Below are 26589 nucleotides of genomic sequence, written 5' to 3'. Positions count from 1 at the left end.
TCGCCTGTGTCCGAATCATGGAACCAGTCGTGTCTACCGGTACCACGCGCCCGGCTAATAAAACACAAGTTGTCGGCGTCCGGCCCGATACGGACCGTCTGAGAGCGTCTGCGTCACGAACCCGACGAGAAGCGCCGGGTCGAAGTATCGCCCGATAGGTGGCTTCTCGTCACTGTTTTCGGCCGAATCGGAGGCAGAGAGCTGAAACCGGGGGTCGTTCGAACGGCGACGGTGACCGCAGAGCGGTCGCCGCGGCCCGCTCACGACCCGTCTTTCGCGACCACGTCCGCGTCGGGTGCGCTCGCCTTCACGCTCTCGATGCCCCGTTTCGCGCCCTGTTTCGACGCGTAGCCCTCGCCGCTGTCGGCGATGATGTTGCCGTTGGCCACCACGAGCCGCCAGCGCCACTCGTCGGCCCGGTCCCGATACAGTTCGAATCTGGCTTCTCTCGGCATGTCGGCCGGACGTACGCACGGGCGACTGAAAGCCCCGGCGGCCGGGAGGTGCCGGACGCGGGGGCTTTTCTCCCCCCACCACCAACTGCCGCCGACGATGCACGTCTACGGACTGATCGGCAACCCGGTCGGCCACTCGCTCTCGCCGCCGATGCACGAGGCGGCGTACCGCGAACTCGACATGGACGCCAGATACGTCACCTTCGAACCCGACACGGACGCCGTCGCCCGCGCCGTCGACGGGGCGGCGGCCCTCGGCCTCGACGGCCTCAACGTCACCATCCCGTTCAAGCGGGACGTCCTCGACCTGGTCGAACCCGACGACCTCGCGGCGCGGATCGGCGCGGTCAACACCATCGACTTCTCCACCTCGCCCCCTCGCGGCTACAACACCGACGCCGCCGGCGTCCGTCGCGCGTTCGCCCACCACGACGTCCGGATCTCGGGCGCCGATGCGGTCGTCGTCGGCGCCGGCGGTGCCGGCCGCGCCGTCGCCTTCACGCTCGCGGAGACGTGCGGGACGGTCCACGTCGCCAATCGGACCGAGGAGCGGGCGCGGTCGCTCGCGGCCGACGTGCGGAGCGAACTCCCGTCGGCGACGGTGACGGCCGGCGGCCTCGATACGCTCGCCGACCGGGTTCCCGCGGCGGACCTGCTGGTCAACGCCACGAGCGTCGGGATGGACAAGGACGAGACGCCGGTGGCCGCGGAGCTACTCCACGCGGATCTGGCCGTCCTCGACGCCGTCTACTCCCCGATCGAGACGCGACTGCTCAGGGAGGCCGCGGCCGCGGGCGCGACCACCCTCGACGGCGCGTGGATGCTCCTGTTCCAGGGGGTCGTGGCCTTCGAACACTGGACCGGCCGGGACGCCCCGGTCGACGCGATGAACGCCGCGCTCCGGTCAGGGCTCCGGTAGCCTCGAAGGTTTTTAAGTATCGGGCGGTCGTAACGGCACCCAATGGGTATCCTGGATACGCTGCTGTCGTTGATCGGACTGGACGGCTCGTCGTCCGAGGACGGACGACGCGAGACGACCGTCAGCGTCGAGCGCGATCGCGTCGAGACCGAGTCGGAGGCGGCCGTCAAAGGGGCCGCCCCCGACGACGAGGCGGCGGCTGCCGGAACGGATGCCGCCGCCTCGACCGACTCGCTCGTCGACGGGGACGGCGCCGCCGCCGCGGCCGAACCCGCCGAGGCGACCGGGCCGGATGCCGACGACGGCGAGACGGAACTCGAGACGGTCGAGGCCGAGTCGGTCGGCGAGACGACCGGCGAGCACGAGGCGGTCGAGACCGCCGAATCGGTCGAAGTGATCAAGGGAATCGGTCCCGCGTACGCCGAGCGACTCGCGAAGGTCGGCGTCGAGTCGGTGGCCGACCTCGCGGCCGCGGACGCCGAGGAACTCGCCGCGGAGGTCGATCTCTCGGAGAAGCGCGTCGGCCGCTGGATCGACCGCGCCACCGACCGCTGACCGGGGATGCAGTACCACGTCGACGGTCACCTCGTCGACGCCGACGACGCCGCGCTTCCCCTCGACGACCGCGCGGTCACCCTCGGCGACGCCGTGACCGACACCGTTCGCGTCTACGAGGGGACGCCCTTCGCGTGGGAGACCCACGTCGGCCGTCTGTTCGACGCCTGTACGGCCCTCGGATTCGACCCGGGCGTCGGCGCCGCCGCCCTCCGGGAGCGGATCGAGACGACCCTCGCGGCGAACGACCTCGCGGACGCGCTGGTCCGCGTCTCGATCACCCGTGGGCGTGGCGACGACGTGGACCCCGCCGCGGCGCTCCCCGACGCCGCACGGCTCCGCCCCCCGAACGATCCCGACCCGTCGGTCGTCGTCGTCGCCGACCCCGCCCCGGAGTCGGACGCGCCGCCGACGCTACAGACGGTCCACGTCCGCGCGATTCCGCCCGACGCGGTGCCGGCGGCACCGCTCACGCACTGCCGCCTCGACGCAGTGTGTGCACAGGCGGCGCTCCGGCGCGCGGCACCACCGGACGGCGATCCGGCCGACGAGGCGTTGCTCCTCGACGCCGACGGTCATCTCGTGAGCGGGACGGTCTGTGACCTCGGGTTCGTCGACGGCGAGGCCGTTCGACTGCCGGCGCTCGGCGACCGGATGGCCCGGACCGCCACGCGTTCGGTCGTCCGCGAACTCGCGCGCGACGAGGGACTGCCGGTCGCCGACGGCGCCTACACGCCCGCCGACGTGCGCGGGGCCGAGGAGGCGTTCGTCGTGGGACCGTCCGTGGGGATCCGACCGCTGGCCCGCCTCGACGGCGTCCCGGTGGGTGGCGGCCCAGTCACCGACCTACTCTCCCGCCGCTTCGCGGATCGGGTCGCGTCGACCTGTGGCCGAGGACGTGAGCTATAACTTCGACCGGCCAGTAGCCGGTGCCGATGGACGCCGACCGACGGATCACGTCGCTGGCTTCGGTCCCCCGGGATACGACCTTTCTCTGTACCGTCCGCCGAACCGAGACGGAGGAACTGCGGGAGGCGGTGCTCGTCCGCACGGCCGAGCGTGACGTCCACGGCTGGCTGAACTACTGCCGACACCTGCTCGACGTGCGCCTGGACAAGGGCTCCGGCGCGCCGATGCGCGACGGCGAACTCGTCTGTGCGAACCACGGCGCCTACTTCGAGGCCGACAGCGGTTTCTGTACGTTCGGTCCCTGTGAAGGCGCGACCCTCGAAGCCGTCGACGTGACCGTCGAGGACGGGGCGGTCTACCTGACCGACGACAACTACGAGTTCGTCGCCACCGGGTCGCTCGACGACGGCGGCCCCGCCTCGTCGTCGCCCGTCGAGTTCTGACCGGCGGGTCGCCGCGACGACTCCCCCGTCGCGGTGACGAGGACTTTTGTCTGTGCCGCGTGGAGTGACGTTCATGTCCGCCCGGTCCTCCCTCCCCTCCACGGTTCCCGCTGCTGCGCGTATCGTCCCGGTGGTCGACGCCCTCGCGGTCCTCGCCGGCCTGGCCGGATCGCTGGTCCTCCTCGGCGACCGCGGCCCGCTGCCGGCCGCCCTCGACCGCCTCCGAGAACTCGCCGTCCTCGGCGGGCCGTCGCTCTCGCCGTTCGACCCGCTGGCACGGCCGACCGCGTGGGCGACGCTCCTGTTTGGCTGTTCGGTCCTCGCGGCGTACGCGCTCTGGACCCGCCGGCGCCCGCTGGTCTGGACGCTCGCCGGGACCAACGGTGTGATCGCCGTCCTCACCGCCACCGCCGGCGGCCTCTCGTTCGTCCCGCTCGCGGTCCTCCTGTCGGTCGCCGCCGGCCTCCGCGGTTTTCGTGCGAACCGAGGAACGGCCGAACAACCCGACGTGACGCTCTGACGCCGGAGTCGTCCCACCCATCGGGCCCCGCGACGGTACTGCAACGTTTTTGGCGGCGGCGACGGTGGTTCGACCCGATGCCCTCCATCACTCGCCGCCGCCTCCTCGGCGGCGCCGTCGTCCTCGGGGGCGGCGCCTACGGCACCTACCGGCTCTCCCGAGGTCCAGCGGACGCGACGCTCTCGACCTGGACGCCGGCGCCGGGGACGTGGCCGCTCCGCCGGTACGACCCCGCGAACACCGCCCACAACCCCAACGCGTCGCCGCCACGCGAACGCCCCTCACGCCGCGAACTCGTCTCGGTCGAGTCGGCGGCCAGATATCCGTCGCGCCCGCCGCTCATCGGCCCCGATCACGTCGTCGTCTACGGGTCGGGGCTGACGGCCTACCCCCGCGACGGCGGCGCGGCGGTCCGGACGGTCGCGGCCGCGACGCCGCGCGCCGGGTTCGGTCCGGACGGCCGTCTCCACACGGTCAGTCTCGAATCGGGCAACGCAACCGATCCCGTGGCCGTCGTCGGGTACGGCGCCGACGACCTGCGCGAGACCTCCCGCATCCCCATCGACACCGACCACCCCCGTGGGCTGGTCGTCGGCGAGCGCGAGATGTATCTCGGCACCGAAAGCGGCGACCTCTACGGCGTCGACGTCGACGGCGGCCGACATTGGCGGGTCGACGGCACCATGCCCGCCCTCGTCGACGGTCGGTTGTACGCCGCCGGCGCCCCCCTCGACGGCACCGTCGCCTACGGGGAGCGAACCGGACTCGACCGTCGGCTCGAACCGGGGCCGGCGCGTCGCTGGAGCGCCGGCCCGATCAGTGGCTTCGTCAACGCCCCCGCCGTCGCGGACGGCCGGATCGTACAGGGAACGTACGCCGAGGGCGGTGGCGTGGTCGCCGCCATCGACGCGTCGACCGGCGACTCGCTCTGGGACCCCCGCCCGCTCGGTCGGACCGTCTCGACACCCGCCGTCGTCGGCGACCGGGGCTACACCGCGGTCGGCACCGACGACGGCGGGGCCGGCCTCGTCGTCGCCCTCGACCTCGAAACCGGCGAGACCGTCTGGCGCGACGCGGTCGAGTGGCGAGCCATCGCGCCAGCCGTCGCCGGCGACACCCTCGTCGTCGCCGGCGAGGTCCGGGCCGACGGCGAGCGGGTCGGATGGGCGGTGCGGGCCTACGACCGTCACACGGGCGACCGACTGTGGACCCACAGCGAGGAGACCGGCGACCCGGGTGGACCGGGAGGGCCGGCGCTGGTCGGGGACCGCGTGGTGATCGCTTCGGGCACGTCGGTGTCCGAGTTGGCGTAGGCGTCGCGCGCGGACGGAACGGCGCGTCTCGGCGCGAAATCCGACTTAACCCGGCTGAAATCGGATGTACTTCCACCGGGGTATTCCCCACGTCACCGCCAAGGACCGCGTGATGAACTCGGATCGATCGGCGGCGACGGAGCGTAGTTCGGAGTCGGAGACGACCATCGACGACTGGCGGCGACGGTTCCTAGTGGCCGGGGCGAGCGTCGGGGCGACCCTGCTGGCGGGGTGTGCGTCCGATACCGACCCCGGCGAGTCCGACGGCGCGGCCACGTCGACCGACGCGACCGGCGGAGACCCGACCGCCAGCGGCGGCACGACGACCGCGTACGGCAACTTCCGACTCCTGATCAGCGATCAACCGGTCGCCATCGACGAGTTCGACTCGCTGGTGGTGACCCTCGACCGGGCCCGCGTCTTCCGTACCGAGGGTGACGACGGCACGGCCACGCCGACGGGGAACGCGACGGCCACGCCGACGCCGGATGGGAACGGCACCGCGACATCGACGGCCACGCCGACGGAGACGCCGACCCCGGACGGCGACGGCCAGGCGGGAGGCGAGGATGGCGACCAGCGTGGCTTCTCCATCGTCGACCTCGACGGGGCGGCGGTCGATCTCACCCGCGTCGTCGGCGACAAGGCCATCACCGTGTTCGACGGCGACCTCCCCACGGGGCGTTACACCAAGATCGAACTCTACGCCGCCGAGGTGGACGGTGTCGTTGACGGCGAAACCGTCGACGTCACGATCCCGAGTGGGAAGCTCCAGATCACCAAGCCCTTCGAGGTCGTCGCCGGGGAGTCGGTCGATTTCGTCTTCGATATCAACGTCGTCAAGCGCGGGAACGCGGGTGGATACAACCTCCTGCCCGTCATCTCGGAGAGCGGCGTCGCCGGCGAGGACGTCGAAGTCACCGAAATCGAGGATCGAACCGACGGGGGCGATGCGGACGAGACGCCCCAAAACGGCAGCGACGCGGACGGAAACGCCGGCGGTCGCGCCGGCGACACGTCCACCGCGACCGACGAAGACGCGTAGATCGGCAGCCGAGAATAGCGGGCGGTTGAGTTGAAGGACGGTCGTTTCACTCCCCGGTTCGACGCTACGAGGGGTCCGAAAATAGCGGGAGGTAGATTTGAACCACGTGAACGACTCGCTTCGCTCGTCGTTCCCTCGTGCAAATCTACGGGGATTTTCGAGCCGACGGCTTCCTCGTCGCTTCGCTCCTCGGTCGCGTAGTGGCTCGAAAATAGCGGGAGGTAGATTTGAACTACCGATCTCCGGGTTATGAGCCCGGCGGAATCTCCTGGCTATCCCATCCCGCTACCGAATTCGAGTCCAGTCGCGGCATTAAGGGTTGTGATTCGCGTGCCCGATGGCAGTTCGCCCGCACTCAGTCGGCGCCGACACGCCAGGTCAACAGCCCTTCGGTGAGGTAGTTGAGGAGCATCCCACAGCCGATGCCGATGGCGTTTGCCACCGTCGGCCAGAGGTCGGCACCGGCGATCACGAGGGTCAGATCGGTCCAGGCGGTCAGCGCCGTCAGGACGGCGAATCCGACGAGCAGGCCGCCCGCGCGGACCAGATGTGACTTCAGGTAGCGCCGGCCACGGGGGATCCATCCGGCGGCGCCCGCCTCCGAGAACGTCCACCGGTCGTTGATCAAAAACATGAGGGTGATCGACACCTCGGCGCCGACGGCCTTGGCGATCTGTGGGAGGACGCCGTAACCCGCCGTCAGGATCGCGACGACGATCGTCTCGGCGGTGGCGCCGACCGCCCCGACGGAGACGAACTGGCCGAATCGGATCCCCGAGTACAGTTCCTCTAGCTTCCCCAGGCCGCCGGTCATCGGTGTTCCCGTTCGACGAGCGCCGGCGCCGAATCCCGCGGCCGGTCGAGCAGTACGTGCAGGCGGTCGTTCCGGAGGAGGCGCGCGCGGTGCCGCGCGACGACCAGCCCCCGAGCGAGGCGAAGCGTCGTCCCGACGGGCGAGACTGTCGACTCGGGGCGGTCCTCCCAGACGACCGGCACCTCGACGATCCGACACCCGACGGCGTCGGCAACGGCGACCAGTTCGATGTCCCACGCGAAGCCGGGTTCGTGGAGGTGGGGTCGGACCCGCGTCCACGCGTCGCTCGTGAGCGCCTTCGCCCCACACTGGTAGTCGTGGAGATGGACATCGAGGAGCCGACGGGCCAGCCACGCGAAGCCATCGCCCAGATGTCGGCGCGCGACCGTCTGGTGGGACTCGACGGTCGCGTCGGGGTGGCGGCGCGACCCGGCCGCGAGGTCGGCCTCTCCGGACGCGACCGGGCGGATCACGTCCGCGATGGAGGCGGCGGGAGTACTCCCGTCGGCGTCGGCGAAGGCCAACACGTCCGTCGAGAGTGCCTCGAACCCCGCGGTGATCGCCGCGCCCTTGCCTCGGCGGGACGTCGCCTCGTTGATCGTAGCGGGAAGCGCGTCGAGTCGCTCGCGGACCGCCGGCTCCGCGGCGTCGAGTTCGACGCGGATCGTCTCGGGACCGACCGCCTCGTGGAGGGCGTCGACGTAGGCTTCGAGGCGATCGACGTCCGGGTGGTAAGCGGGGATCACCACCCCGACGGATCGGGTCATGGGGGTTCCTTTCACGACGGTCGTAAAAAACCGAACGACTTCGGTTCCCGACACACACCACAAACGGTTTATCGTCCCTCGCTCCACCGTCCGGTAGATGGAGTACGGGCTCGTCCTCCGCTGGCTGGTCCTCTACGGCGTCCTCGGCGCGCTGGGCCGCCCGATCGCCGCGCGTCTGTTCGCGACACTCCCCGGCCGCGGCATCGGGATCGGCCTTCCCACGGCACTCGTCGTCTTCGGCACCGCCGTCTACTGGGTCGGTCACCTCACTTTCGGCCCCCTCGCCGTCGCCGCGGGGGCCGTCGCCCTCCTCGCTCTCGCCCTCCTCACCGCATTCGATCGGGATGCGCTCGCCGACCGCCGACTCGAACTCGCCGACGGCGTCCGTCCCGGCCGCCCCGCCGCCGAAGCGGCCGTCGTCTTCGTCGTCGCCTTCGCCTTCCTGATCGCCGTCCGCGCCGTCGATCCGGCGGTGTACCCGCTCGGCGGCGAGAAGTTCCTCGATTTCGGCCTGTTACAGTCGCTCGACCGGGCGACCCGCCTCCCGCCCGAGGACATGTGGTTCGCGGGCGACCCCGTCGCCTACTACTACGGCGGCCACCTCCTGACTGCGGCGCTGGCGGATCTCACGGGCACCGCGCCGCGCTACGCCTACAACCTCTCGCTCGCGGGGTTCTACGCCACCCTCGTGACCGCCGCCTACGGTCTCGCCGGCGCCATCGCGCGTGATCGCGCCGGGTCGTGGCGTCTCGCGGGGCTCTCGGCCGCCTTCTTCGTCGGCATCGCGAGCAACCTCGTCACCGTTTCCCGACTCGTCGTCTCGACGCTTCCCGCCTCACTTCGGCGGACCGTCGCCGGCGTCGTCGCATCCCGGACGCGGTATTCGGCCGACAGCGTGCTCTCCGGGGTCGACACCTTCTCCTACTGGACCGCGAGCCGCGTCATCCCGGGGACGATCAACGAGTTCCCCCTCTTCGCGTGGCTGAACGGCGACCTCCACGCCCACATGATGGGCACGCCCTTCCTCCTACTGGGCGCGGCGCTCGCCTTCGCACTCTACCGGACGCCGGCGGCCGACGTGGGCCGGCGTCGCCGCCTCGCGTTCCTCGCCGTGCCGATCCTCGCGGGCTTTCAGGCCGTCGTCGACACCTGGAGTTTCCCCTCGGTTTTCGGCCTGTGCTTTCTCGCGCTTGCGCTCGGCCCCGCGGAGCCGTGGGCCGTGCTCTCGACGCGCGTGGCCCGGTGGCGGGGGGGCCGCGATCCGGGGGCGCTGACGGCCGAACTCGAACACCTCGCCGGCGCGCTGGCCGTCACCGCCGTCGCCGGACTCCTCGGGGCCCTCCTCGCGTCGCCGTTCCTGCTCGGGGCGGCCGGCGGCCGCGAAATTGCGATCCTGTCGGCCGCCGAGCGGTCGAGCCTCCCGGCGCTACTCTTGGTCCACGGCGGGTTCGTCGCCGTCTTTCTCGCCTACCTGCTCGATCGGCTGTCGGTCGACCGGGTGCTCGCACCGCTCGTCGGCCTCGGCGCCCTCGGCGTTCTGGCCCTGACGGCCAACCTCGCCGTCGCCCTCGTCGTCGGGCCACTCCTGATCTTCGGCTGGGCCGCCTGCCGCACCGACCGCCCGGTCGGCTTCGAGACGGCGTTGATCGTCGCCGGCGCAGGGCTGGTCGCCATCGTCGAACTCGTCTACGTTCGCGAACTCGCCGGACCGTTGCGGATGAACACGGTGTTCAAGACCTACGCGCAGGTGTGGGTGCTCTGGGGCGTCGCCGCCGGCGTCGCCCTCCCGGCGTTCGTCCGGTGGCCCGGCGGCGTCTCGGTGCCCGGATCGCGTACCCGCTGGTTGCGTGCCGGCCTCGCGGTCGCCGTCGTCCTCGCGACGGTGCCCTACGCGGGGCTGGCGCTGTCGGCACACTTCGAAGGGCCGACCGATCCGAGCCTCGACGCCACCCGGTTCGTCGAGCGCGACCATCCCGACGAGGCCCCGGCCATCGCCTACGTCGACGGGCTGTCCGGCCAGCCGACGCTGCTCTCCGCGCCGGCGACGAGCCGGTATCCCGGCCCGGAACGCGACCCCCCCGCGCCGCCGGGGATGTACAGTTGGGATGCGAGTCCGGCGGCCAGCCTCACCGGCGTGCCGACCGTCGCCGGCTGGCACCACGAGGTCGGCTACCGCGGCCGGGAGCCCTACCTCCGGCGGGTCCGTGCCGTCGACGCCGCCTACACCGGGTCGCCCGAACGGACCGTCGCCGTGATCGAACGCTACGGCGTGGACTACGTGTGGGTCGGGCCGGCCGAACGGGCGCGCTACGGATCGGTCGACTTCGCGGGCGTCTCCGGACTGACGCCCGTCTTCGAGAACGAGGCGGTGACGATCTACCGGGTCGACGATCCGCGAGTCGCTCAGTAGGCCGTTCCGTGGTCGACCGACGACGACGCACTACTACTGCCGGCCGAGCGACGACACCACGTCGAGCGCGTCGGCATCGATCGAATCCACGTCGAGCCAGTGGGGGACGTACTGGCGCTTCTCGAAGGCCTCCCGCTCGTCGGGTGTGCCGATGGTACACCAGAGTTGCACCTCGTCGGGGCCGTGGTAGTCGCCCTGGCGCTGGATCGAGAAACAGACCTGCTCCTCGCCGTCGTAGTCGATGACGGCGTCCTTGCGGATGCCGGGGTCGCCCCTGACGATGAGCTGTTGCATGGGCAGGGGTTCGGCCAGTCCGGATTTAATCGCTTCGATGGCTGGCGACGGTGTGTCGACGCCGGTCGGCCGCGAGTCGGGCAGGGAGTTGAAATAGGACGACCGGGTACATCGGGGTATGGCCAAATACTCCACGGGCTCCGGCGGAGGCGGCGACGACGGCGACGCCTGCGAACTCTGCGGGCACGAGACGTCGTCGCTCGAACGCGCGAACGTCGCCGGGGCGAACCTCCTGGTCTGTTCGGACTGTGCGCCACACGGCGAACCGAGCGGCGGCGGCCGCTCCGGTTCGGGGTCCGGGTCGGACTCCGGATCACGCACCGACGCCGACGAACCCAACCGCCGGAAGCGCGCCGCCCAGAACACCGCCCGCATCTACGACGCCTCCCGCGGCAACACCAAACGCTGGGAGGAGGAGGGTACCGACTACGAGTCCGACCGCTTACCCTACCTCATCTCGGGCTATGGGGAGCGTGTCGAGACGGCCCGGCAGGAGGCCGGCCTCACCGTCGCGGAACTGGCGGTCGACCTCGACGCAGACGAGGACGACCTCCTCGCGGTCGAACAGGGGCGGGCGACGCGTGCCGGCGTCGGCGGTTCCCTCGTCCGCGCCGTCGAGGAACGCCTCAACGTCGACCTCGTCGAGGAGTAGGAGCCGAACGGATTTATGGGTCGGGTCCGATGCCCGTCCATGCAGACGCGCGCCCCTACGGACCCCGACGTACGGGAGTTCGAGGCGACGGTTCGCGGCGTCGACGGCCGCGACGTGACCCTCGATCGGACGTACTTCTACGCCGAGAGCGGCGGCCAACCCGCCGACCGCGGCACGCTTGCCGGGATTCCCGTGGCCGACGTACAGACCGACGGCGACGCCGTGGTCCACACGCTGGCCGAGGACGCCGACCTCGATCCGGGCGAGGCGGTGGTCGGCGTGATCGACGACGAGTTCCGCACGTACTGCACCCGCGCCCACACCGCGAGCCACCTGCTCTACGGCGCGGGTCGACGCCTCCTCGACGACCTCGGCTACGGCGGCTTCGACATCGACGCCGAGAAGGTCCGCGTCGACCTCGCCACCTCGACGGACGTCGACGACGCGGTGCTGGTGGAACTCGAACGCCTCACCAACCGCGCGGTCTGGGACTCACGACCCGTCTCCTGGGACCGGGTCCCGGTCAACGAGGCACACGCCCGCGACGACGTGGCGTTCAACACGAAGACCGAGGAGGGTGTGATGGCCGACGCCGACACGGTCCGCCTCGTCGACGTCGAGGGGTGGGACGTGGCGGCCTGTGGCGGGACCCACGTCACGAACACCCGCGAAATCGGGGCGATCGAGGTGCTGGAGCGGTCGAACCCCGGCGAGGGCCTGACCCGCGTCAAGTTCGCGGTTGGGCCGGCGGCCATCGACCGCCGGGCCCGGGTGCGGGGCACCGCCATGGACGCCGCACGCGAACTCGGAACGAGCGTCGCGGAGCTAGACGACGCGGTCCGGGCGCTGGTGGCCGACCGTGACGCCCTCGAAGACGAGGTCCGCGAGTACAAGACCGACGTGCTCGATGCGCGCCTGTCGTCGCTGCCGACGGTCGACCGCGGTGGCGTCGTCTGGCGGGTGGGGACCGTCGCCGGCTTCGATCCGAACGAGGTCGGCGAGGCTGCCAAGGACTGCGTCGGCGACGGGACGGACGTGATCGCCGCGGTCGGCGACGCCGAGCCGCCGTACGTCGTAGTCGCGACGACCGGCGAGGTGGACGCCGGCGAGGTGGTCGGGGAGGTCACCGCGGCGTTCGGCGGCGGTGGCGGGGGCGGCCCGACCTTCGCACAGGGCGGGGGCCTCGATGCCGACCCCGAGGCAGTCGTCGAGTCACTGCGCGGGTAGATCAGCGACGCCGGAGCAGGAAGCCGACGACGAGTACCGCGAGAAGCGCCACGACAGGCGTGAATCCCGGACTCTCCGCCCCCGTTTCTGTCGGCGTCGCCGTTCCGGTGGCCGGCGCCGTTCCGGTGGCCGTGGTGGTCGTGTCGGCGTCGTCGACCGCCACCGCTTCGACCGTCACCGCGTTCGAGGTGACATCGCCCCGCGACGCTTGGAGCGTATGCTCGCCGGGGTCCTCGATCCGGATCGTGAGTTCGCCCTCGGCGTCGGTGGTACCGACGCGATCCCCGTCGAGCGTGACGGTCGCGCCCGAGGCTGGTTCACCGTAGGCGTTGGTCACTTCCAGCACCGCCCGCGTGTCAGCCACGAGGCGGTCGTTGGTCACGTTCGCGGTCAGCGCCGGCGTCCGCGAGAGGTCGACGACGATGCTGGTGTTCTCCTCGCCGACCGTCAGGTCGCGGGAGACGGTCCGGTAGCCGTCCTTCGTGACCCGAAGGGTCGTCGGCGTGTTCACCGGCACGTCCAGAGTGACGTTCCCGTCCTGGTTGGTCCGGACGGTGCCCACGCCGTCGAGGGCGATCCGTGCGTCGTTGACGGGGCTCGCCGGGTCGAAATGTGGATCGTCGACGCGGACCGTCATCGTCACCGATCCGGGTCTGAGCGCAACCGTGTTCGTGATGTCGCCCTCGATCCGGAGCGGCTTCCGACGGACGTAGTACCCCGGTTTGGTCACCGTGACGACGTAGTCGCCGGCCTGCAGGACGCCGGTCTCGAAGACGCCGTCCGGCCCGGTCGACCCGGTCGCCACGTCGAGGCCGCCGCGTTCGACGAGGACCGAGGCCTCCAGCGCGGAGCCGTTCTGGTCGTTGACCTGGAGGCGGAGCGTGCTCTTCCGGTACGCCGTGACCGCCACCTCACGTTCGGACGCCGACTGGATGACGTACGGCGAGTCACGGACGTATCGCGGGTGGGTCACCGAGACCTCGACCCGTGCCCCGTCGGGGACGTCCACGAACGCCTTGCCGTTGCCGGCGGTCGTCGCCGTCGTCGACCCGTCCGCCCACTCCACATCGAGTTCCGCGTTCGTGACCGCGTCACCGGCCGGGGTGCGGACGGCGACGGTCACCGTAACGGTTCCGCCGTCGGACTGGGCGACGACAGGGGCGGCGGGGACCACCAGTGAGAGAATCAGCGCAATACACAGTGCCGTGGGAGGACGTGGCATGGAGGTCCCTACGGAGTCACCGGATAATATCCTGTCGGCCATCTGTCCTGAACGGCGCCGGGATCAGTCCCCATCGTCGTCCTCGGGGGCGTCGGGGAACCCGACCCCGTCACAGACGACCCGGTCGACGTCAGCAGCCCCGTCCCGGACGTCCTGCCCGTCACCGGCCGGGTGGATCGTCTCGACCGGACGGGCGGGATTCCCGACGACGGTCGTGCCCGGTTCGACCGAATCGACGACGACGGCGGCACCACCCACAGTCGCACCCTCCCCGACGTCGATCGGGCCGAGGACGGTGGCGTTGGCGCCGAGCATCACGTCGTCGTCGACGGTCGGGTGGCGTTTGCCGTCGGTCGGTCGGCGGTTGCCGAGGGTGACGCCGTGATAGATGAGTACGTCGTCGCCGACCTCGGCGGTCGAACCCACGACCACGCCCATGCCGTGATCGATGACGACCCGGCGGCCGATCTCGGCAGCGGGGTGGATCTCGACGCCGGTCGTCAGCCGGGCGAACTGCGAGAGCAGGCGGGCGATCACGGTGTGGTCGCGCTCCCAACAGCGGTGGGCGATCCGGTAGATCCACAGCGCGTGCAGGCCGGGATAGCAGGTCAACAGGACGAGCAGACTCCCGGCCGCGGGGTCGCGCTCGCGGATCGCGTCTAGATCCTCGCCGACCCGACGACGGGCAGCGGCGAGCAGGTTACGCATGGGCGAGCGACCGCCCGCGGTCGCCCGGAGCGACCCGCGGACGCGTTGCCGCGTGGGCCGGGGAGCGGGCGGACGCTGCCGTCGGTCGTCGAGAGCACGGACACCGACCCGGACAGGAACAGCCCCGCTCGCGCGAACGGGGGTGCTCGGCGGCGATCCGGTGTCCGGAGTGACCGACGGTCGTCGGCATGAAAATCGTTACACGATACGGCCACAAAAGGGTTCTGTCGACCGCGCGGATCGACCGAAGACCCCAATATTCGGGGCCGCGTATCCGGCGGCGTGAGCACCCGCATCGACGACGACGGTGCCGTCGTGTACGACCTCGACGGGACGCTCGTTCGACTCGCGGTCGACTGGGACGCGGCCGCCAGCGACGCCACGGCCGTGTTCGACGAGGCGGACGTCGACGTGACCGGCGCCGACCTCTGGTCGCTGTTCGAGACGGCGCCGGAGTACGGCCTCGCCGAGGATCTGGAGTCGATCCTCGCGAGTCACGAACGCCGGGGGGCCGAGGACGCGATGCGCCTGCCACACGCCGACCGGGTTCCGGAGTGGTCCGTCCCCGTCGGCGTCTGCTCGCTCAACGCCGAGTCGGCCTGCCGGATGGCACTCGATCGTCACGGCCTGCTGGATCACGTCGACGCCGTCGTCGGTCGGGACTCGGTGGCGACGCACAAGCCCGACCCCGAACCCCTGCTTGCGACCATCGACCGCCTCGGCGCCGAGCCGTCGGCGGCGCTGTTCGTCGGCGACTCCGAGCGCGACGCCGTGACCGCCGAGCGAGCGGGTGTCGCCTTCGAGTGGGTGGACGACGGCTGAGTCGGCACTCCCGTCGCCCGGACTCGACGAACAGAGCATCGGTGATGGACACGATCGAACGCCGCGAGCGGGCGCCGCCGTGTCCACATCCGTCCGAACCGGGCGTGGCGCACCTGCGACGGCCGTCCGTGTCACGTCACCACTCGGGAACCCGCGACCCACGTACTTTTTATCACCTGGGTGTGTATGATGAGCCACCAGCGACCCGCGGGTAACTGCGGCAGTGGCCGCATAGCGGGGACCAGCGACCGACGTGCTGTAAGACGCCGGGGCCGGTGGCCCCCAGACGGGATTTGAGTGAGCACCCCTGCCACAGTTGTGGCGTTTCAATGCTCGGATAAACCATGGAAATCGAAATCGCAACAATCGGCGGCTACGAGGAAGTCGGGCGGCAGATGACTGCCGTCCGCGCCGGTGACGACGTCGTCGTCTTCGACATGGGTCTGAACCTCTCGCAGGTGCTGATCCACGACAACGTCGAAACCGAACAGATGCACAGTCTCGACCTGATCGACATGGGCGCCATCCCCGACGACCGGGTGATGAGCGACCTCGAAGGGGACGTCCAAGCGATCGTTCCCACTCACGGCCACCTCGACCACATCGGCGCAATCTCGAAACTCGCCCACCGCTACGACGCGCCCGTCGTGGCGACGCCTTTCACCATCGAACTGGTGAAACAGCAGGTCCAAAGCGAGAACAAGTTCAACGTGGACAACGACCTCGTCAAGATGGACCCCGGATCGACCATGTCCATCGGCGACTCCGGCAAGGTCGACCTCGAGTTCGTCAACGTCACCCACTCGATCATCGACGCGATCAACCCCGTCCTCCACACGCCGGAGGGCGCAGTCGTCTACGGCCTCGACAAGCGGATGGACCACACGCCGGTCATCGGCGACCCCATCGACATGGACCGCTTCCGCGAGATCGGTCGCGAGGGCGAGGGCGTCCTCTGTTACATCGAGGACTGTACGAACGCGGGCCGCAAGGGTCGCACCCCCAGCGAGTCCGTCGCCCGGAAACACCTCCGCGACGTGATGTACTCCGTCGAGGACTACGACGGCGGTATCGTCGCGACCACGTTCAGTTCCCACATCGCTCGCGTCACCAGTCTCGTGGAGTTCGCGAAGGACATCGGCCGTCAGCCGGTGCTCCTGGGCCGGTCGATGGAGAAGTACTCCGGCACGGCCGAACGCCTTGACTTCGTCGACTTCCCCGACGACCTCGGGATGTACGGCCACCGGAAATCCGTCGACCGCACGTTCAAGCGGATCATGAAAGAGGGCAAGGAGAACTACCTCCCCATCGTCACGGGCCACCAGGGCGAACCGCGCGCGATGCTGACGCGGATGGGCCGCGGCGAGACGCCGTACGAACTCGAAGACGGCGACAAGGTGCTGTTTTCGGCCCGCGTGATCCCGGAACCGACCAACGAGGGCCAGCGCTACCAGTCCGAGCGCCTACTCAAGATGCAGGGCGCCCGCATCTACGACGACATCCACGTCTCCGGCCACCTGCGCCAGGAGGGCCACTACGAGATGCTGGACGCACTCCAACCCCAGCACGTCATCCCGGCCCACCAGGACCTCGAAGGGTTCGCGCCCTACGTCGACCTGTGTGAGAGCCAGGGCTACGCGCTGGGCCGTGACCTGCACGTCACGCGAAACGGCAACATGATTCAACTGGTGGAATGACGACCGATCCGACGGAAGAGCGGGTGCTCGCGGCGGTTCGCGAGCGCCGCGAGCGGGTCAACGCCGCCCTCGACGAGGACCTGCCGCTCGAAGAGCCAGAACGGCTCTGGGAGGCCTCGCGATACCTGCTGAAGGCAGGAGGCAAGCGCCTCCGTCCCACGGTGTCGTTGCTCGCCGCCGAGGCCATCGCGGACGTGCCGCCGCTCTCCGTCGACTACCGGCAGTTCCCCGCCCTCGACGGCGACGACGTCGACGTCATGGCAGGGGCTCTGAGTCTGGAGATCATCCAGTCGTTCACCCTCATCCACGACGACATCATGGACGACGACGCCCTCCGTCGCGGGGTCCCGTCCGTCCACGAAGCCTACGACGTCGACACCGCCATCCTCGCGGGCGACACTCTCTACTCCACCGCGTTCGAAATTATGGCCGAAACCGGCGCGGCACCCGAAAACGGGCTGGAGGCGATGCGGATGCTGGCGAACACCTGTACGCGCATCTGTGAGGGCCAGGCCCTCGACATCGAGTTCGAACACCGCAAGGAAGTCCTCCCCGAAGAGTACCTCGAAATGGTCGAGTCGAAGACGGCGGTGCTGTACGGCGACGCGGCGGCGACGCCAGCGGTCCTGCTCGACGCCGACGACGCGGTCGTCGACGCGCTCTACGACTACGGCATCCACTCCGGATCGGCGTTCCAGATCCAGGACGACGTGCTCGACCTGACGGTTCCCTCCGAACAGCTCGGGAAACAGCGCGGCTCCGATCTCGTCGAGAACAAGGAGACGCTCATCACGCTCCACGCCCGACAGCAGGGCGTGGACGTCGACTCGCTGGTCGACGCCGCCGACGCCGAGTCGCTCACCGACGCGGCCGTCGAGTCGGCCGTCGAACGGCTCCACGAGGCTGGCAGTATCGAGTACGCCCGCGAGAAGGCCCGGTCGCTCGTCGAGCAGGGCAAAGCTGATCTCGGCGTCCTCCCCGACAACGACGCCCGGGCCCTCCTCGACGACCTCGCGGAGTACCTCATCTCGCGGGGCTACTGAGAGCGGATCGGCAACCCCACGTTCTTGTCGTCGCCCCGGAAATCGCCTCGCGTGCCCTCCACTCGTCACCAGCGGTGGCTCGATCGACTCCGAGTCGGGGCGGTAACCGGCGTCGGACTCGTCCGTCTCGTCGCGCCCGCGGCGGCGTCGGTTCCCGTCAGAGTCGGTCTCGCCGCGGCGACCCTCCTCGTCCTCCCGCTGGGCGTCGCCGTCGGCGTCCGCCGGGGACCGCTGCCCGTCCTCGCGACGCTCGCGGGGCCGGTCGTCGTCGACCCGCTGGCCCGCGGGCTGAGCGGCGGCGTCACGCTCTCGGCCGCGACGCTCCGGCACGCGTACCGATTCCAACTACGGACTCGTCGGGACGGCGGCCGCCGGCCGGCGTACGGACTCCGGATGCTGTGGGCCCGGGCGAAACGGGCCGTAGAATCCACGTGACCCGGTCCTACCCGACGACCAGGTAGGCGGCAGCGTAGGCCAGCCACGCGACCGTGATCGCCGACAGGCCGGTCAGGCAGGCGGCGAGCCAGTCCGGGAGTTCGACGGACGGTCCGCCGGGACGAACCAGCCGCACCCGCGGCAGGACGCCCACGAGGCCGACCCCGAGGACCGAGAACACGAACGGGTAGGAGAGATCGAGCGTCGGCGCCGGAATGAGGAGGACGCTCGCCGCGTAGCCGGCACCGAGGCTCGCCCGCCGGCCCACGGCGGTTCGCGGGCGGAGTCCCGTCGCGACGCCGGCGACGGCGACGGCCGCCCAGACCGTCGCGAGTTCGATCCCGAAGGCCGCGAGCAGGTGGAGCGTCGGATCGGCCGCGAGGACGACCCGCTCGCCCACGAGCGTCGCGTCGAGGGGGTAGAGCATCGCCGGCGGCTCACCCGTAAACAGGTCGCCGAAGGGATGGGAGGCGAGCCCGACCAAGCCAGCGGCGACCACGTGGACCGGCGAGCAGTCGGCGTAGCGGTCGGCGACGACGCCGAGCAGGGCCGCCCCGGCGACGAAGGGAATCGTGACGACGACGCCGAGCGGACCGCTCGCGACCCAGGCGACGGCGACGACGACCCCCCCCAGACCGACCGCGACGAGGTGTGTACGGCGCTCCATCCCCGCGAACGCCGCGAGCAGGGCGACCGCCGGGGATAGGACCAGCGAGTGAGTCACCGCCCGGTGGACGAGGTTGCCCGTCGACCAGAACGCGGTCGCGAGGCTCAGAGCGTCGCCGCCGGCGGCGGCCGCGACGCCGACGAGGGCGTACGCGATGTCGACGTCGGGGAGCGCGGCGAAGGCTCCCGCCAGCAGCCCGACGGTGAGGGCTCGCTCGGCGGTCCAGCCGCGGCCGACCGCGACGCCCGCAACGATGGCGAACGCGACGGCGGCGTGTCCCACGAACATGGGCGAAGTTCTCGGGGAACGAGCATAAAGTACGCGGGAGCCGTGTGGGCGCGTGACACGGTTCCGGTCGTCAGGTCGCCCCGTCGCCGACCTTCGTCCACCGTGCCTCGATGTCGGCGTTTCCACGGACGACGGTGTCCCCGTCGACGGTGAACCGCGTCTTCCGGAGTTCGATGGACTGGACGACCCCCTCCATGTCGCCGACGCGGATGGTGTCGCCGGTCTCGAAGTCCGGATCGCGGAGAAGATACACCCCGGCGACGGCGTCGGCGATCATATCGGAGGTGGCATACGAGACGCCGAGCGCGAGGAAGCCGGCGGCCGTGCCGAGCGATGCCGCGATGTCGTCCAGGCCGACGACCGAGAGTGCCGAGAGGCCGACCCCGAACCAGAGGAAGACCGCGACGATCGTCGTCAGAAACTGACGGTAGACGGGCGACTGGCTGCGCATCGTCCGCGCGAGGACGGCCTTCAGGAGGAAGAGGACGACGGTGACGAGGATCGCGGCCAGCACCAGGAAGACCACGCCGGTGATGACCGTCGGCAACGTGCCGACGAGGCGGTCGACGAACTCGGCGAGCGCCTGGCGGAGGAGGCCGGTCTGGAGTGCTGCGCCGTCCATACGCTACCACCGATCCCCGGAGACGTAAAACTGCGGCGGGAGGGGAGACGCCCTATCCGGCCGTCACGGCGCGGTCGACGACCTCGTAGTCTCCGCCTTCGTCGTCGACGCCGATGACCGCCCATTCGTAGTTCGGATCGAGCGTCGAGAGCCGATCGCGGAGGTCCCCTGCGGCTGCCATCCACGTGACGAAACAGCGGAGACGATACTCCGTCCGTCCCCCGTCCGCGCGCAACTGTCGCGGTGAAGACGCCTCGTCGGCGTCGAGCGCGGTTACGTGGACGGTACGCCACTTCCGTTCAGCCCGGAGTTCGACCCCGTCGCCGTCGACGGAGTACCCGAGGCGACGGAAGATCGTCCGTGCCTCTTCGACGGGTGGCATGGTAACAGGGGCCATGTGCGCTCCACTACGACCGGTCGAGTGATAAGTGTTACCACGGTGAGGACTCGTACGGTTTATTGTAAGTCAGTACCGGTGATTCGCCGGATCGTCCGGGCGAATCACCGGTGAACAGAAGCCGTATCACTCGTGGGCGGCGTCCCAGCGGTCCGGTTTCCGGTAGTTGCCACAGGCGTTGCACTCGATTCGGCCCATCGCGTCCATGGCGTTGTCGAAACTGTCGCAGTTGCCACAGAGGTAGCCCCACCGGCGGTCGCGGTCGGGTGAGCGATAGGCGACGAAGAAGGGGCCGTCGGCGCCGCGTTCGGCGGCCTCGCGGTCGACGTAGACGGTCACGTCGCCGGGAGCGGTGTGGGTCGTGAGCGACACGTCAGGTCCGGAACGACTCGCCACAGCCACACTCCGAGACGACGTTCGGGTTCTCGACATGGAACCCCTCGGCCTGGAGCCCCGACTCGTAGTCGAGGACGGATCCCCCGATGTAGTCGGCGCTCGCGGGGTCGACGAACACCCGCAAGTCGTGGTCCTCGACGATCATGTCGTCGTCTTCGGGTTCGTCGTCGAACCGCATTCCGTAGGAGAGGCCCGCACACCCCCCCTGCTGGACGAACAGTCGCAGGCCACCGATGTCGCAGTCCATCCCCTCGCGGTCCATCAAGTCGAGGGCTTCCGAGGCGGCTTCCTGGGTGATCTTCACCACGCCGTCGCTCGCCCCGTCGACGGTCTCGGTACTCATAGTCATTCGTACATCGCGAAGCCTGTTAACCCTGACGGGGGAACGTAATCACTCGTCGTTACGCGCGCCGAACGGCGCCGCCGGATCGGCCCGGACGACGCCCGCGGCGCGCCGGAGTCCCGCCCCGAGACCGTAGCCGACGAGGGCCGTCGAGATGCCGCCGACGACGGCGACGGCGAGGGCGAACGCGACGGCGTCGGGCAGCGAGACGGTGTACTGGCCGTAGCCGGTCGTGACGACGGCGCCGTACCGGGTCATGGCCATGCCGAACAGCGGCGCCGCGGCGAGGAGGGTCGTCGGGAGCAGGCCGGCGTTCGTCGCCGCGCTCGCTGCCGCGAGGCCGACGAGGAGGGCGACGCCGAGGAAGACGACGGCGCGGGGGTCGCTCCCGGTCCAGGTCCCGACCAGCCAGCGCTGGAGCGGCGGGTAACCGACCGTCGCGCTCGCGACCCAGGCGGCCACGGCGGCCAGAACGGGTGCGAGACAGACCAGTACGACGGAGACGGCGGGGCGGCGGCCGATCACTAGCGTCCACAGCGGTCCGCGAGCGAGGCGGGCCACCGGCCCCCGGAGGACGGCGTCGACTCGCGTGACGAGGCGCCGGACGGTGATTTCGGTCCACGCAGCGACGCCGCGGGCGGTACCCAGCAGGCGCCGGATCGCGGCCGCGAGGAGGCCGGCGGCGGCGACGAGGCGGGACAGGAGCCACCCGAGGGCGGCGACGAGCGTCGTGATCGTCGATTTCGTGCGATTCAGGGCAGTCGGAAAGGGGGTGGAGGGACGCATCGCGGGTCGAACGCGCGGTTCGACCGGGTGGGTTGTTAGCTTTGCGGACTACTCGAAGCGCCGGCGGACGCTCTCGGCGTGGTTTTCCAGGCCCTCGGCCTCCGCGAGGGTGGTGATCGTTCCCGCGAGGTCGTCCAGGGCCTCCCTGTCGAGACGCTGGACCGTCGTCGAACGCAGAAACGTCTCGACCGCGAGGCCGCCGAAGCGTTTCGCGCCACCGCCCGTCGGCAGGACGTGGTTGGTCCCGGAGGCGTAGTCGCCGGCCGCGACCGGGGTGTACGGCCCGAGGAAGACGCTCCCGGCGCTGTCGATACGGTCCAACAACGCCTCGTCGTCGTCGGCCTGGATCGAGAGGTGTTCGGCGGCGTACTCCTCGGCGAAGAGGACGGCTTCGGACATGGAGCGTGCGAGGAAGACGCCACTGGCGTCGCTTCCCAGCGCCGTCTCGACCGTCTCGCGCCGTTCGACGGCCGGAACGCGGTCGTCGAGTTCGTCGACCACCGCCGCGGCGAGGTCGGGGTCGGCCGTCACCGCGACGACCGAAGCGTGGGCGTCGTGTTCGGCCTGTGCGAGCAGATCGGCGGCGACGAACGACGGGTCGGCCGTCCCGTCGGCGAGGATCAGGATTTCGGAGGGGCCGGCGAGGAAGTCGATGTCGACGTCGCCCCGCACCGCGGCCTTGGCGGCGGTCACCCAGCGGTTGCCGGGGCCGACCACCTTCTGGACCGGCGTCACCGTCTCCGTGCCGTAGGCCATCGCCGCGACGGCCTGTGCGCCGCCGACACTGTAGACGGCGTCCGCGCCCGCCTCGTGGATCGCCGCGAGCGTCGCGGTGTTCAGTTCCTCGGCGGGCGGCGTCGTCACGACGACGTGTTCGACGCCCGCCACCGTCGCGGGGACGACGCCCATCAGCGCGCTGGACGGGTAGGCGGCCGCGCCGCCGGGGACGTAGACGCCGACCCGGTTGAGCGGGCGGAACCGACGGCCGAGTTCGCGCCCGTCGAAGTCGTCCCGCCAGTCCTCGGGCACCTGTCGCTCGTGGAACTCACGGACGTTGGCGGCGGCGTCCCTGATCGCCGCCAGCAGGTCGTCGTCGACGGCCTCGTGGGCGCGTTCGGCCGCGTCGGTCACGTCGAGATTGCCCACCTCGACGTCGTCGAATTCGCGAGAGAACTCCCGGACCGCCACGTCGCCCTCGTCGCGGACGCGGTCGACGATCTCGCGGACGTCCTCGCGGATGCCCTCGACCCCCGCGTCACGCTCGAACAGCGCCGTCCGCTCGGCGGGTCCCAGCCCTTCGATGTCGCGTACCTCCATGGCGACGCGTTGCGCGGGCGAGCGAAAAGGGGTTCCGATTCGATGGGGGGGAGCAACCAGTCCGGGGAACTCACTCCGGCCGGTTGTAGGAGTGACCGACGACGAACGCGACGGCGTTCAGGGCGAGCACCCCGGCGAAAGCGACGCGGTGACCGGTCACCATCCCCGTCGCCAGCATCGGGAGATACGTCAGCGGGAGCAACGCCGCCACCCAGAAGGCGACGAAGCGGACGGGGAGGGCCACGTACGCGACGGCGGCACGGAGGGCGTTCTGGAGGGCCGGCAGCGATTCGGTGGGGGTAGGGTCGAGCGGGGTGGATTCGGGCAGGGACATGGTGACTGGCTCCACTCCATCCATACACTGCCACCCCAATATAAGGGGCAAATCGTTGCGGTGTCTTCGCCCCGTTTCGCTCGATTAACGCGTCGGTCGCTCCGATTCGGGTCGTTTTACGACGGGTCGAGGCGGTTCGAGAGATTTTATCGAGCCGATGGAGTCCCTTACTCCGGTTCGAACGGTACGGCGCCCCACCGACCGCGCCGTCGGGCACGCACGTAACTCGATCCGGTTACGTTCCCCGACGATGGTTCGTTATATCAGTTTCTCGATAACTGTTTAGGGGTCGAGCGGGTAGGCCGGGGTGAGAGATGTCGTTGGCCGACTGGCGGGAGTCGCGGTTCGACGTGGCCTGGGGGGAGGTAACCGGGGCCGTCGGCGACACCGTCACCGTCCTGCCCATCGTCGTCGCCGTCGCGGCCCTCACGGATCTCGGCCTCGGCCGACTCCTCGCCGGATTCGGCCTCTTTCAGGTCGTCTGGGGACTCTACTACGGCCACCCCATGTCCGTCGAGCCGATGAAGGCGCTCGCGGCGCTGGTCATCGCCGGCGGCCTCACCACCGGCGAGTACGTCGCGGCCGGCCTTCTGGCGGGTGGGACACTGCTGGTCGTCGGCCGGACGGGGACGCTCGGTCGGTTGGCGCCCTACGTGGGCGAACCGGTCGTCCGCGGCATCCAGATCGGCGTCGCGTTGATCCTCCTCCGGACGGGCGTGACGACGGGGCTCGGCGACCCGGGTCTCGCCGCGCTCTCCGTGGTGGTCGCGCTCGGTGCCGTGGCGCTCGGCTACCGGAACGCCGCCGCCCTCGCCGTCCTCGGCGTCGGGGGCGCCCTCGCCGTCGGGAACGCGGGGACGATCACCCCTCACCCCCCGTCGCCCACCCTGCTCGATCCGGTGGCGCTCACCCTCTCCCGGAACGCCGTCGGCGCCACCCTCGGCCAGTTGGCGATGACCGTCGGCAACGCGGCCGTCGCCACCTCGCTGCTCGTGGGAGAATACTTCGACGCCGACGCCTCGCCCGACGACCTCTCGACGAGCATGGGCGTGATGAACCTACTGGCCGTCCCCCTCGGCGCGATGCCGATGTGTCACGGGAGCGGCGGCGTCGCCGGCAAGTACGCCTTTGGCGCCCGTACCGCCACCTCGAACCTCGTGCTCGGCGGGGTCTACCTGCTGCTCGCCGTCGTCGCCGTCGACGTCGTGGCGTCGTTCCCGATGGCCGTCCTCGGCGTCGTCCTCGTCCTCGTCGCTCTGGAACTCGGCCGCGCCGGCGTCGACACCGAGGACCCCCTGCTGGCCGGCGCCGTCGGCGTCGTCGCCCTCCTCGCGAACGTCGGCGTCGCCTTCCTCGTCGGGCTGGTCGGCTACCACGCGCTCGCCCGCTGGCGGGACAACGACGCGGACACTTAGAAGCCCGCCGCGGTGCCGTCCTTCCGCGGTTCGGTCGCGCCGGCGATGACGCCGTCCGCGAGTCGGGTGATCTGGCCGCCGCCGAACTCCGAGGCCGGCTTCACTACCACGTCGTGGCCCCGGCGGACGAGTTTCGGGAGCAGCCCCTCCGGGAACCGATCCTCGACGGCGAGCGAACCGTCCGCCAGATAGCGCCAGCGTGGGGCGTCCATCGCCGACTGGAGCGGCATGCCGTAATCCAGCACGTTGGCGAGCACCTGGAGGTGGCCCTGTGGCTGCATGTACCCGCCCATGACGCCGAAGGCCGCCCAGTCGTCGCGGTCGAACCGGACGAGTCCGGGGATGAGCGTGTGGAACGGCCGCTTGCCCGGTTCGATCCGGTTGGGGTGGTCCGGATCGAGCGAGAACGAACTTCCCCGGTTCTGGAGCGTGATGCCCGTCCCCGGCACCACCACGCCGCTTCCGAAGTGGCCGAAAATGGAGTTGATGAAGGAGACGACGTTGCCCGCCTCGTCGGCGACGGTCAGGAGGACGGTGTCGCCGTCGCCCGGCGCGGCCGGCCCGCCGACCGAGACGTCCCCAGCCCGTTCGCCGACCGTGGCCGCCCGCTCGGCGGCGTAGGCCGTCGAGCCGAGGGCCGGTACGTCCTCGAACTCGGGGTCGGTGATGTAGTGGTGGCCGTCGTGAAAGGCCCGCTTGAGCGCCTCGACGAAGTAGTGGACGCGGTCGGCGGAGTCGTAGTCGTGGGTGCCGGCGTCGAGTTCCTCGGCGATATTGAGCGCCTCCAGCGCGATCAGGCCTTGGTTGTTCGGCGGGAGTTCGTACACCTCGGCGCCGCGGTACGTCGTCGACACGGGGTCGACGTACTCGGGTTCGAAGTCGGCCAAGTCGGCGGCTGCGAGCAGACCCCCCCGCTCCTGTACCGCCTCGCCGATACGGTCGGCGAGGGCTCCCTCGTAGAAGGCGTCGGCGCCATCCGTCGCGAGCGTCGAGAGCGTCGATCCGAGGTCCGGGAGCGTCATCACGTCCCCGGGGTCGGGCGCGCGACCGTCGCACAGGTACTCATCGCGGGCGTCCGTCCCGGTGAACAACGTCTCGGCGGCCGTCCACATGTCGGCGATGACCTCGCTGACAGGGAAGCCCTCGGTCGCGTAGTCGATGGCCGGCTGGAGGGCGGCCGACAGTGAGCGGTTCCCGTGGTCGGCGAGTAAGGTCTCCCACCCGCGAGCGGTTCCCGGCACGGTCACCGCCAGCGGACCGTCGTCGGGCATCGCCGCCTCGGCGGGATCGACGCCCGATCGATCGGCCACGCGCTCGCGGACGGCATCGACGGTCGCGGCGGCGGGCGCACCGCCACAGGACCGGAACGCTCCCACGTCGCCGTCGGCGGTGCGGTAGAGTGCGAACGCGTCGCCGCCGATCCCCGTGCTCATCGGCTCGACCACGTTCAGCGCCGCCGCCGTCGTCACCGCGGCGTCGAAGGCGTTCCCGCCCTCACGGAGGGCCGCCACGCCCGCCTGTGCGGCGAGTGGCTGGCTCGTCGCCACCATCCCACCCCGTGCGTACACCGTCGACCGTCGCGAATCGAACCGGTCGAGATCCGGATTCGGATTCGGATTCGGCTCCATGCCGGATGAACCGAAGGACGGCACAAAACCGTTGGGTACGGCGTCGGTGTCCCTCGACGCTCGGGTGCGATCACACCGTACAGTCGATGCCGGACGGGGGCCGCCGTGTCGCTATCGACGACGGAGTTCGTCGCCCGATCGGTGTC

At 70.4% G+C, this 26589-nt stretch carries 30 protein-coding genes and 1 tRNA gene; 15 read left to right on the top strand and 16 right to left on the bottom strand.

Translation table 11 applies throughout. From position 1 onward, the window contains the following. Nucleotides 1-260: 260 nt before the first annotated feature. A complete protein-coding gene (locus tag NBT82_RS02420) occupies nucleotides 261-455 on the bottom strand; it encodes an HVO_2922 family protein (RefSeq protein WP_251330000.1) in 195 nt (64 codons plus the stop codon). Between the two features lie 97 nt (nucleotides 456-552). On the opposite strand from NBT82_RS02420, the gene NBT82_RS02415 reads away from it, so the two are divergent. The 7 genes from NBT82_RS02415 (at nucleotide 553) to NBT82_RS02385 (ending at nucleotide 6159) form a co-directional block, all read left to right on the top strand. Then, nucleotides 553-1374 carry a shikimate dehydrogenase gene (locus tag NBT82_RS02415; protein WP_251329999.1) on the top strand — a complete coding sequence of 274 codons (822 nt, stop codon included), beginning with the start codon at nucleotides 553-555 and terminating at the stop codon, nucleotides 1372-1374. 42 nt (nucleotides 1375-1416) lie between these two features. Then, nucleotides 1417-1929: a helix-hairpin-helix domain-containing protein gene (locus tag NBT82_RS02410; RefSeq protein WP_251329998.1), complete on the top strand. Its 513-nt coding sequence runs from the start codon at nucleotides 1417-1419 to the stop codon at nucleotides 1927-1929. A gap of 6 nt (nucleotides 1930-1935) precedes the next feature. After that, complete coding sequence (locus tag NBT82_RS02405) at nucleotides 1936-2838, top strand: aminotransferase class IV (RefSeq protein ID WP_251329997.1); 903 nt, start codon at nucleotides 1936-1938, stop codon at nucleotides 2836-2838. 26 nt (nucleotides 2839-2864) lie between these two features. After that, nucleotides 2865-3281 carry a Rieske (2Fe-2S) protein gene (locus NBT82_RS02400; protein ID WP_251329996.1) on the top strand — a complete coding sequence of 139 codons (417 nt, stop codon included), beginning with the start codon at nucleotides 2865-2867 and terminating at the stop codon, nucleotides 3279-3281. Nucleotides 3282-3354: 73 nt separating this feature from the next. After that, nucleotides 3355-3801, top strand: a complete 447-nt coding sequence (locus NBT82_RS02395; protein WP_251329995.1) for a hypothetical protein — start codon at nucleotides 3355-3357, stop codon at nucleotides 3799-3801. Between the two features lie 77 nt (nucleotides 3802-3878). Next, on the top strand, nucleotides 3879-5114 hold the full coding sequence (locus NBT82_RS02390; protein ID WP_251329994.1) for an outer membrane protein assembly factor BamB family protein: 1236 nt from the start codon (nucleotides 3879-3881) through the stop codon (nucleotides 5112-5114). A gap of 112 nt (nucleotides 5115-5226) precedes the next feature. Beyond that, entirely contained in the window at nucleotides 5227-6159 is a 933-nt protein-coding gene (locus NBT82_RS02385; protein WP_251329993.1) for a DUF4382 domain-containing protein, read from the top strand. Nucleotides 6160-6371: 212 nt separating this feature from the next. On the opposite strand, the gene NBT82_RS02380 is transcribed toward NBT82_RS02385, so the two are convergent. From NBT82_RS02380 to NBT82_RS02370, 3 genes are all read right to left on the bottom strand, one after another. Beyond that, nucleotides 6372-6446 (bottom strand) — tRNA-Met (locus tag NBT82_RS02380). Nucleotides 6447-6514: 68 nt separating this feature from the next. Further along, on the bottom strand, nucleotides 6515-6973 hold the full coding sequence (locus tag NBT82_RS02375; RefSeq protein ID WP_251329992.1) for a GtrA family protein: 459 nt from the start codon (nucleotides 6971-6973) through the stop codon (nucleotides 6515-6517). Beyond that, nucleotides 6970-7740: a glycosyltransferase gene (locus NBT82_RS02370; protein WP_251329991.1), complete on the bottom strand. Its 771-nt coding sequence runs from the start codon at nucleotides 7738-7740 to the stop codon at nucleotides 6970-6972. The genes NBT82_RS02375 and NBT82_RS02370 overlap by 4 nt, the downstream gene beginning before the upstream one ends. 97 nt (nucleotides 7741-7837) lie before the next feature. Here NBT82_RS02370 and NBT82_RS02365 point away from each other — a divergent pair, with 97 nt between their 5' ends. Beyond that, the gene (locus NBT82_RS02365; RefSeq protein ID WP_251329990.1) at nucleotides 7838-10150 is read left to right on the top strand and encodes a DUF2298 domain-containing protein; all 2313 of its coding nucleotides are present in this window, start codon (nucleotides 7838-7840) and stop codon (nucleotides 10148-10150) included. A 33-nt stretch (nucleotides 10151-10183) separates the two neighbouring features. Here NBT82_RS02365 and NBT82_RS02360 read toward each other — a convergent pair whose 3' ends face one another. After that, complete coding sequence (locus tag NBT82_RS02360; RefSeq protein WP_251329989.1) at nucleotides 10184-10444, bottom strand: HAH_0734 family protein; 261 nt, start codon at nucleotides 10442-10444, stop codon at nucleotides 10184-10186. 118 nt (nucleotides 10445-10562) lie between these two features. On the opposite strand from NBT82_RS02360, the gene NBT82_RS02355 reads away from it, so the two are divergent. Both NBT82_RS02355 and NBT82_RS02350 read left to right on the top strand, forming a co-directional pair. Then, on the top strand, nucleotides 10563-11096 hold the full coding sequence (locus NBT82_RS02355) for a helix-turn-helix domain-containing protein (protein ID WP_251329988.1): 534 nt from the start codon (nucleotides 10563-10565) through the stop codon (nucleotides 11094-11096). A gap of 39 nt (nucleotides 11097-11135) precedes the next feature. After that, a complete protein-coding gene (locus NBT82_RS02350; protein ID WP_251329987.1) occupies nucleotides 11136-12323 on the top strand; it encodes an alanyl-tRNA editing protein in 1188 nt (395 codons plus the stop codon). A 1-nt stretch (nucleotide 12324) separates the two neighbouring features. Here the strand turns inward: NBT82_RS02350 and NBT82_RS02345 are convergent, their stop codons facing one another. Both NBT82_RS02345 and cysE read right to left on the bottom strand, forming a co-directional pair. Continuing rightward, a complete protein-coding gene (locus NBT82_RS02345; protein WP_251329986.1) occupies nucleotides 12325-13545 on the bottom strand; it encodes a PGF-CTERM sorting domain-containing protein in 1221 nt (406 codons plus the stop codon). A 63-nt stretch (nucleotides 13546-13608) separates the two neighbouring features. Next, the gene (gene cysE / locus NBT82_RS02340; protein ID WP_251329985.1) at nucleotides 13609-14253 is read right to left on the bottom strand and encodes a serine O-acetyltransferase; all 645 of its coding nucleotides are present in this window, start codon (nucleotides 14251-14253) and stop codon (nucleotides 13609-13611) included. Between the two features lie 282 nt (nucleotides 14254-14535). Between cysE and NBT82_RS02335 the strand changes: the two genes are divergently transcribed. From NBT82_RS02335 to NBT82_RS02320, 4 genes are all read left to right on the top strand, one after another. Further along, nucleotides 14536-15075, top strand: a complete 540-nt coding sequence (locus NBT82_RS02335) for an HAD family hydrolase (protein ID WP_251329984.1) — start codon at nucleotides 14536-14538, stop codon at nucleotides 15073-15075. 344 nt (nucleotides 15076-15419) lie between these two features. Further along, nucleotides 15420-16772, top strand: a complete 1353-nt coding sequence (locus NBT82_RS02330) for a ribonuclease J (RefSeq protein ID WP_251329983.1) — start codon at nucleotides 15420-15422, stop codon at nucleotides 16770-16772. Then, nucleotides 16769-17815, top strand: coding sequence for a geranylfarnesyl diphosphate synthase (idsA3, locus tag NBT82_RS02325; RefSeq protein WP_251329982.1), 1047 nt, complete (start codon nucleotides 16769-16771; stop codon nucleotides 17813-17815). The genes NBT82_RS02330 and idsA3 overlap by 4 nt, the downstream gene beginning before the upstream one ends. Before the next feature lie 51 nt (nucleotides 17816-17866). Continuing rightward, a complete protein-coding gene (locus NBT82_RS02320; protein WP_251329981.1) occupies nucleotides 17867-18250 on the top strand; it encodes a hypothetical protein in 384 nt (127 codons plus the stop codon). A 7-nt stretch (nucleotides 18251-18257) separates the two neighbouring features. Here NBT82_RS02320 and NBT82_RS02315 read toward each other — a convergent pair whose 3' ends face one another. The 8 genes from NBT82_RS02315 to NBT82_RS02280 all read right to left on the bottom strand — a co-directional run bounded on the left by NBT82_RS02315 (nucleotide 18258) and on the right by NBT82_RS02280 (nucleotide 23424). Beyond that, entirely contained in the window at nucleotides 18258-19205 is a 948-nt protein-coding gene (locus NBT82_RS02315; RefSeq protein ID WP_251329980.1) for a metal-dependent hydrolase, read from the bottom strand. A 70-nt stretch (nucleotides 19206-19275) separates the two neighbouring features. Further along, on the bottom strand, nucleotides 19276-19827 hold the full coding sequence (locus NBT82_RS02310) for a mechanosensitive ion channel domain-containing protein (RefSeq protein WP_251329979.1): 552 nt from the start codon (nucleotides 19825-19827) through the stop codon (nucleotides 19276-19278). A 52-nt stretch (nucleotides 19828-19879) separates the two neighbouring features. After that, on the bottom strand, nucleotides 19880-20224 hold the full coding sequence (locus tag NBT82_RS02305) for a DUF7116 family protein (protein ID WP_251329978.1): 345 nt from the start codon (nucleotides 20222-20224) through the stop codon (nucleotides 19880-19882). Nucleotides 20225-20350: 126 nt separating this feature from the next. After that, on the bottom strand, nucleotides 20351-20596 hold the full coding sequence (locus NBT82_RS02300; protein WP_251329977.1) for a DUF5816 domain-containing protein: 246 nt from the start codon (nucleotides 20594-20596) through the stop codon (nucleotides 20351-20353). A 1-nt stretch (nucleotide 20597) separates the two neighbouring features. Continuing rightward, on the bottom strand, nucleotides 20598-20963 hold the full coding sequence (locus tag NBT82_RS02295; RefSeq protein WP_251329976.1) for a HesB/IscA family protein: 366 nt from the start codon (nucleotides 20961-20963) through the stop codon (nucleotides 20598-20600). Nucleotides 20964-21011: 48 nt separating this feature from the next. Further along, nucleotides 21012-21749, bottom strand: a complete 738-nt coding sequence (locus NBT82_RS02290; protein WP_251329975.1) for a DUF8071 domain-containing protein — start codon at nucleotides 21747-21749, stop codon at nucleotides 21012-21014. A 48-nt stretch (nucleotides 21750-21797) separates the two neighbouring features. Continuing rightward, nucleotides 21798-23066 (bottom strand): histidinol dehydrogenase, encoded by a 1269-nt coding sequence (gene hisD, locus NBT82_RS02285; RefSeq protein WP_251329974.1) that lies wholly within the window; start codon nucleotides 23064-23066, stop codon nucleotides 21798-21800. 70 nt (nucleotides 23067-23136) lie between these two features. Further along, nucleotides 23137-23424 carry a DUF8028 family protein gene (locus NBT82_RS02280; protein ID WP_251329973.1) on the bottom strand — a complete coding sequence of 96 codons (288 nt, stop codon included), beginning with the start codon at nucleotides 23422-23424 and terminating at the stop codon, nucleotides 23137-23139. Nucleotides 23425-23714: 290 nt separating this feature from the next. Between NBT82_RS02280 and NBT82_RS02275 the strand changes: the two genes are divergently transcribed. Beyond that, the gene (locus NBT82_RS02275) at nucleotides 23715-24815 is read left to right on the top strand and encodes a putative sulfate/molybdate transporter (RefSeq protein WP_251329972.1); all 1101 of its coding nucleotides are present in this window, start codon (nucleotides 23715-23717) and stop codon (nucleotides 24813-24815) included. On the opposite strand, the gene ggt is transcribed toward NBT82_RS02275, so the two are convergent. Further along, nucleotides 24812-26443: a gamma-glutamyltransferase gene (gene ggt, locus NBT82_RS02270; protein ID WP_251329971.1), complete on the bottom strand. Its 1632-nt coding sequence runs from the start codon at nucleotides 26441-26443 to the stop codon at nucleotides 24812-24814. The genes NBT82_RS02275 and ggt overlap by 4 nt on opposite strands. Between the last annotated feature and the right edge of the window lie 146 nt (nucleotides 26444-26589).

Source organism: Haloplanus sp. HW8-1 (genome assembly GCF_023703795.1).
GTDB lineage: Archaea > Halobacteriota > Halobacteria > Halobacteriales > Haloferacaceae > Haloplanus > Haloplanus pelagicus.
The sequence above is the reverse complement of the archived record's forward strand: the minus strand, read 5'-3'. Positions and strand labels throughout refer to the sequence as shown.

Bases quoted from the DNA above. Each gene is read 5' to 3' on its own strand.
- NBT82_RS02275 (WP_251329972.1), top strand. From the start codon at position 23,715: ATGTCGTTGGCCGACTGGCGGGAGTCGCGGTTCGACGTGGCCTGGGGG.
- NBT82_RS02405 (WP_251329997.1), top strand. From the start codon at position 1,936: ATGCAGTACCACGTCGACGGTCACCTCGTCGACGCCGACGACGCCGCG.
- NBT82_RS02370 (WP_251329991.1), bottom strand. From the start codon at position 7,740: ATGACCCGATCCGTCGGGGTGGTGATCCCCGCTTACCACCCGGACGTC.
- hisD (WP_251329974.1), bottom strand. From the start codon at position 23,066: ATGGAGGTACGCGACATCGAAGGGCTGGGACCCGCCGAGCGGACGGCG.
- NBT82_RS02350 (WP_251329987.1), top strand. From the start codon at position 11,136: ATGCAGACGCGCGCCCCTACGGACCCCGACGTACGGGAGTTCGAGGCG.
- NBT82_RS02345 (WP_251329986.1), bottom strand. From the start codon at position 13,545: ATGCCACGTCCTCCCACGGCACTGTGTATTGCGCTGATTCTCTCACTG.
- NBT82_RS02305 (WP_251329978.1), bottom strand. From the start codon at position 20,224: ATGGCCCCTGTTACCATGCCACCCGTCGAAGAGGCACGGACGATCTTC.
- NBT82_RS02280 (WP_251329973.1), bottom strand. From the start codon at position 23,424: ATGGATGGAGTGGAGCCAGTCACCATGTCCCTGCCCGAATCCACCCCG.
- NBT82_RS02415 (WP_251329999.1), top strand. From the start codon at position 553: ATGCACGTCTACGGACTGATCGGCAACCCGGTCGGCCACTCGCTCTCG.
- NBT82_RS02420 (WP_251330000.1), bottom strand. From the start codon at position 455: ATGCCGAGAGAAGCCAGATTCGAACTGTATCGGGACCGGGCCGACGAG.
- NBT82_RS02310 (WP_251329979.1), bottom strand. From the start codon at position 19,827: ATGGACGGCGCAGCACTCCAGACCGGCCTCCTCCGCCAGGCGCTCGCC.
- cysE (WP_251329985.1), bottom strand. From the start codon at position 14,253: ATGCGTAACCTGCTCGCCGCTGCCCGTCGTCGGGTCGGCGAGGATCTA.
- NBT82_RS02385 (WP_251329993.1), top strand. From the start codon at position 5,227: ATGAACTCGGATCGATCGGCGGCGACGGAGCGTAGTTCGGAGTCGGAG.
- NBT82_RS02400 (WP_251329996.1), top strand. From the start codon at position 2,865: ATGGACGCCGACCGACGGATCACGTCGCTGGCTTCGGTCCCCCGGGAT.
- NBT82_RS02360 (WP_251329989.1), bottom strand. From the start codon at position 10,444: ATGCAACAGCTCATCGTCAGGGGCGACCCCGGCATCCGCAAGGACGCC.
- NBT82_RS02295 (WP_251329976.1), bottom strand. From the start codon at position 20,963: ATGAGTACCGAGACCGTCGACGGGGCGAGCGACGGCGTGGTGAAGATC.
- NBT82_RS02315 (WP_251329980.1), bottom strand. From the start codon at position 19,205: ATGTTCGTGGGACACGCCGCCGTCGCGTTCGCCATCGTTGCGGGCGTC.
- NBT82_RS02290 (WP_251329975.1), bottom strand. From the start codon at position 21,749: ATGCGTCCCTCCACCCCCTTTCCGACTGCCCTGAATCGCACGAAATCG.
- NBT82_RS02355 (WP_251329988.1), top strand. From the start codon at position 10,563: ATGGCCAAATACTCCACGGGCTCCGGCGGAGGCGGCGACGACGGCGAC.
- NBT82_RS02375 (WP_251329992.1), bottom strand. From the start codon at position 6,973: ATGACCGGCGGCCTGGGGAAGCTAGAGGAACTGTACTCGGGGATCCGA.
- ggt (WP_251329971.1), bottom strand. From the start codon at position 26,443: ATGGAGCCGAATCCGAATCCGAATCCGGATCTCGACCGGTTCGATTCG.
- idsA3 (WP_251329982.1), top strand. From the start codon at position 16,769: ATGACGACCGATCCGACGGAAGAGCGGGTGCTCGCGGCGGTTCGCGAG.
- NBT82_RS02365 (WP_251329990.1), top strand. From the start codon at position 7,838: ATGGAGTACGGGCTCGTCCTCCGCTGGCTGGTCCTCTACGGCGTCCTC.
- NBT82_RS02390 (WP_251329994.1), top strand. From the start codon at position 3,879: ATGCCCTCCATCACTCGCCGCCGCCTCCTCGGCGGCGCCGTCGTCCTC.
- NBT82_RS02395 (WP_251329995.1), top strand. From the start codon at position 3,355: ATGTCCGCCCGGTCCTCCCTCCCCTCCACGGTTCCCGCTGCTGCGCGT.
- NBT82_RS02410 (WP_251329998.1), top strand. From the start codon at position 1,417: ATGGGTATCCTGGATACGCTGCTGTCGTTGATCGGACTGGACGGCTCG.
- NBT82_RS02330 (WP_251329983.1), top strand. From the start codon at position 15,420: ATGGAAATCGAAATCGCAACAATCGGCGGCTACGAGGAAGTCGGGCGG.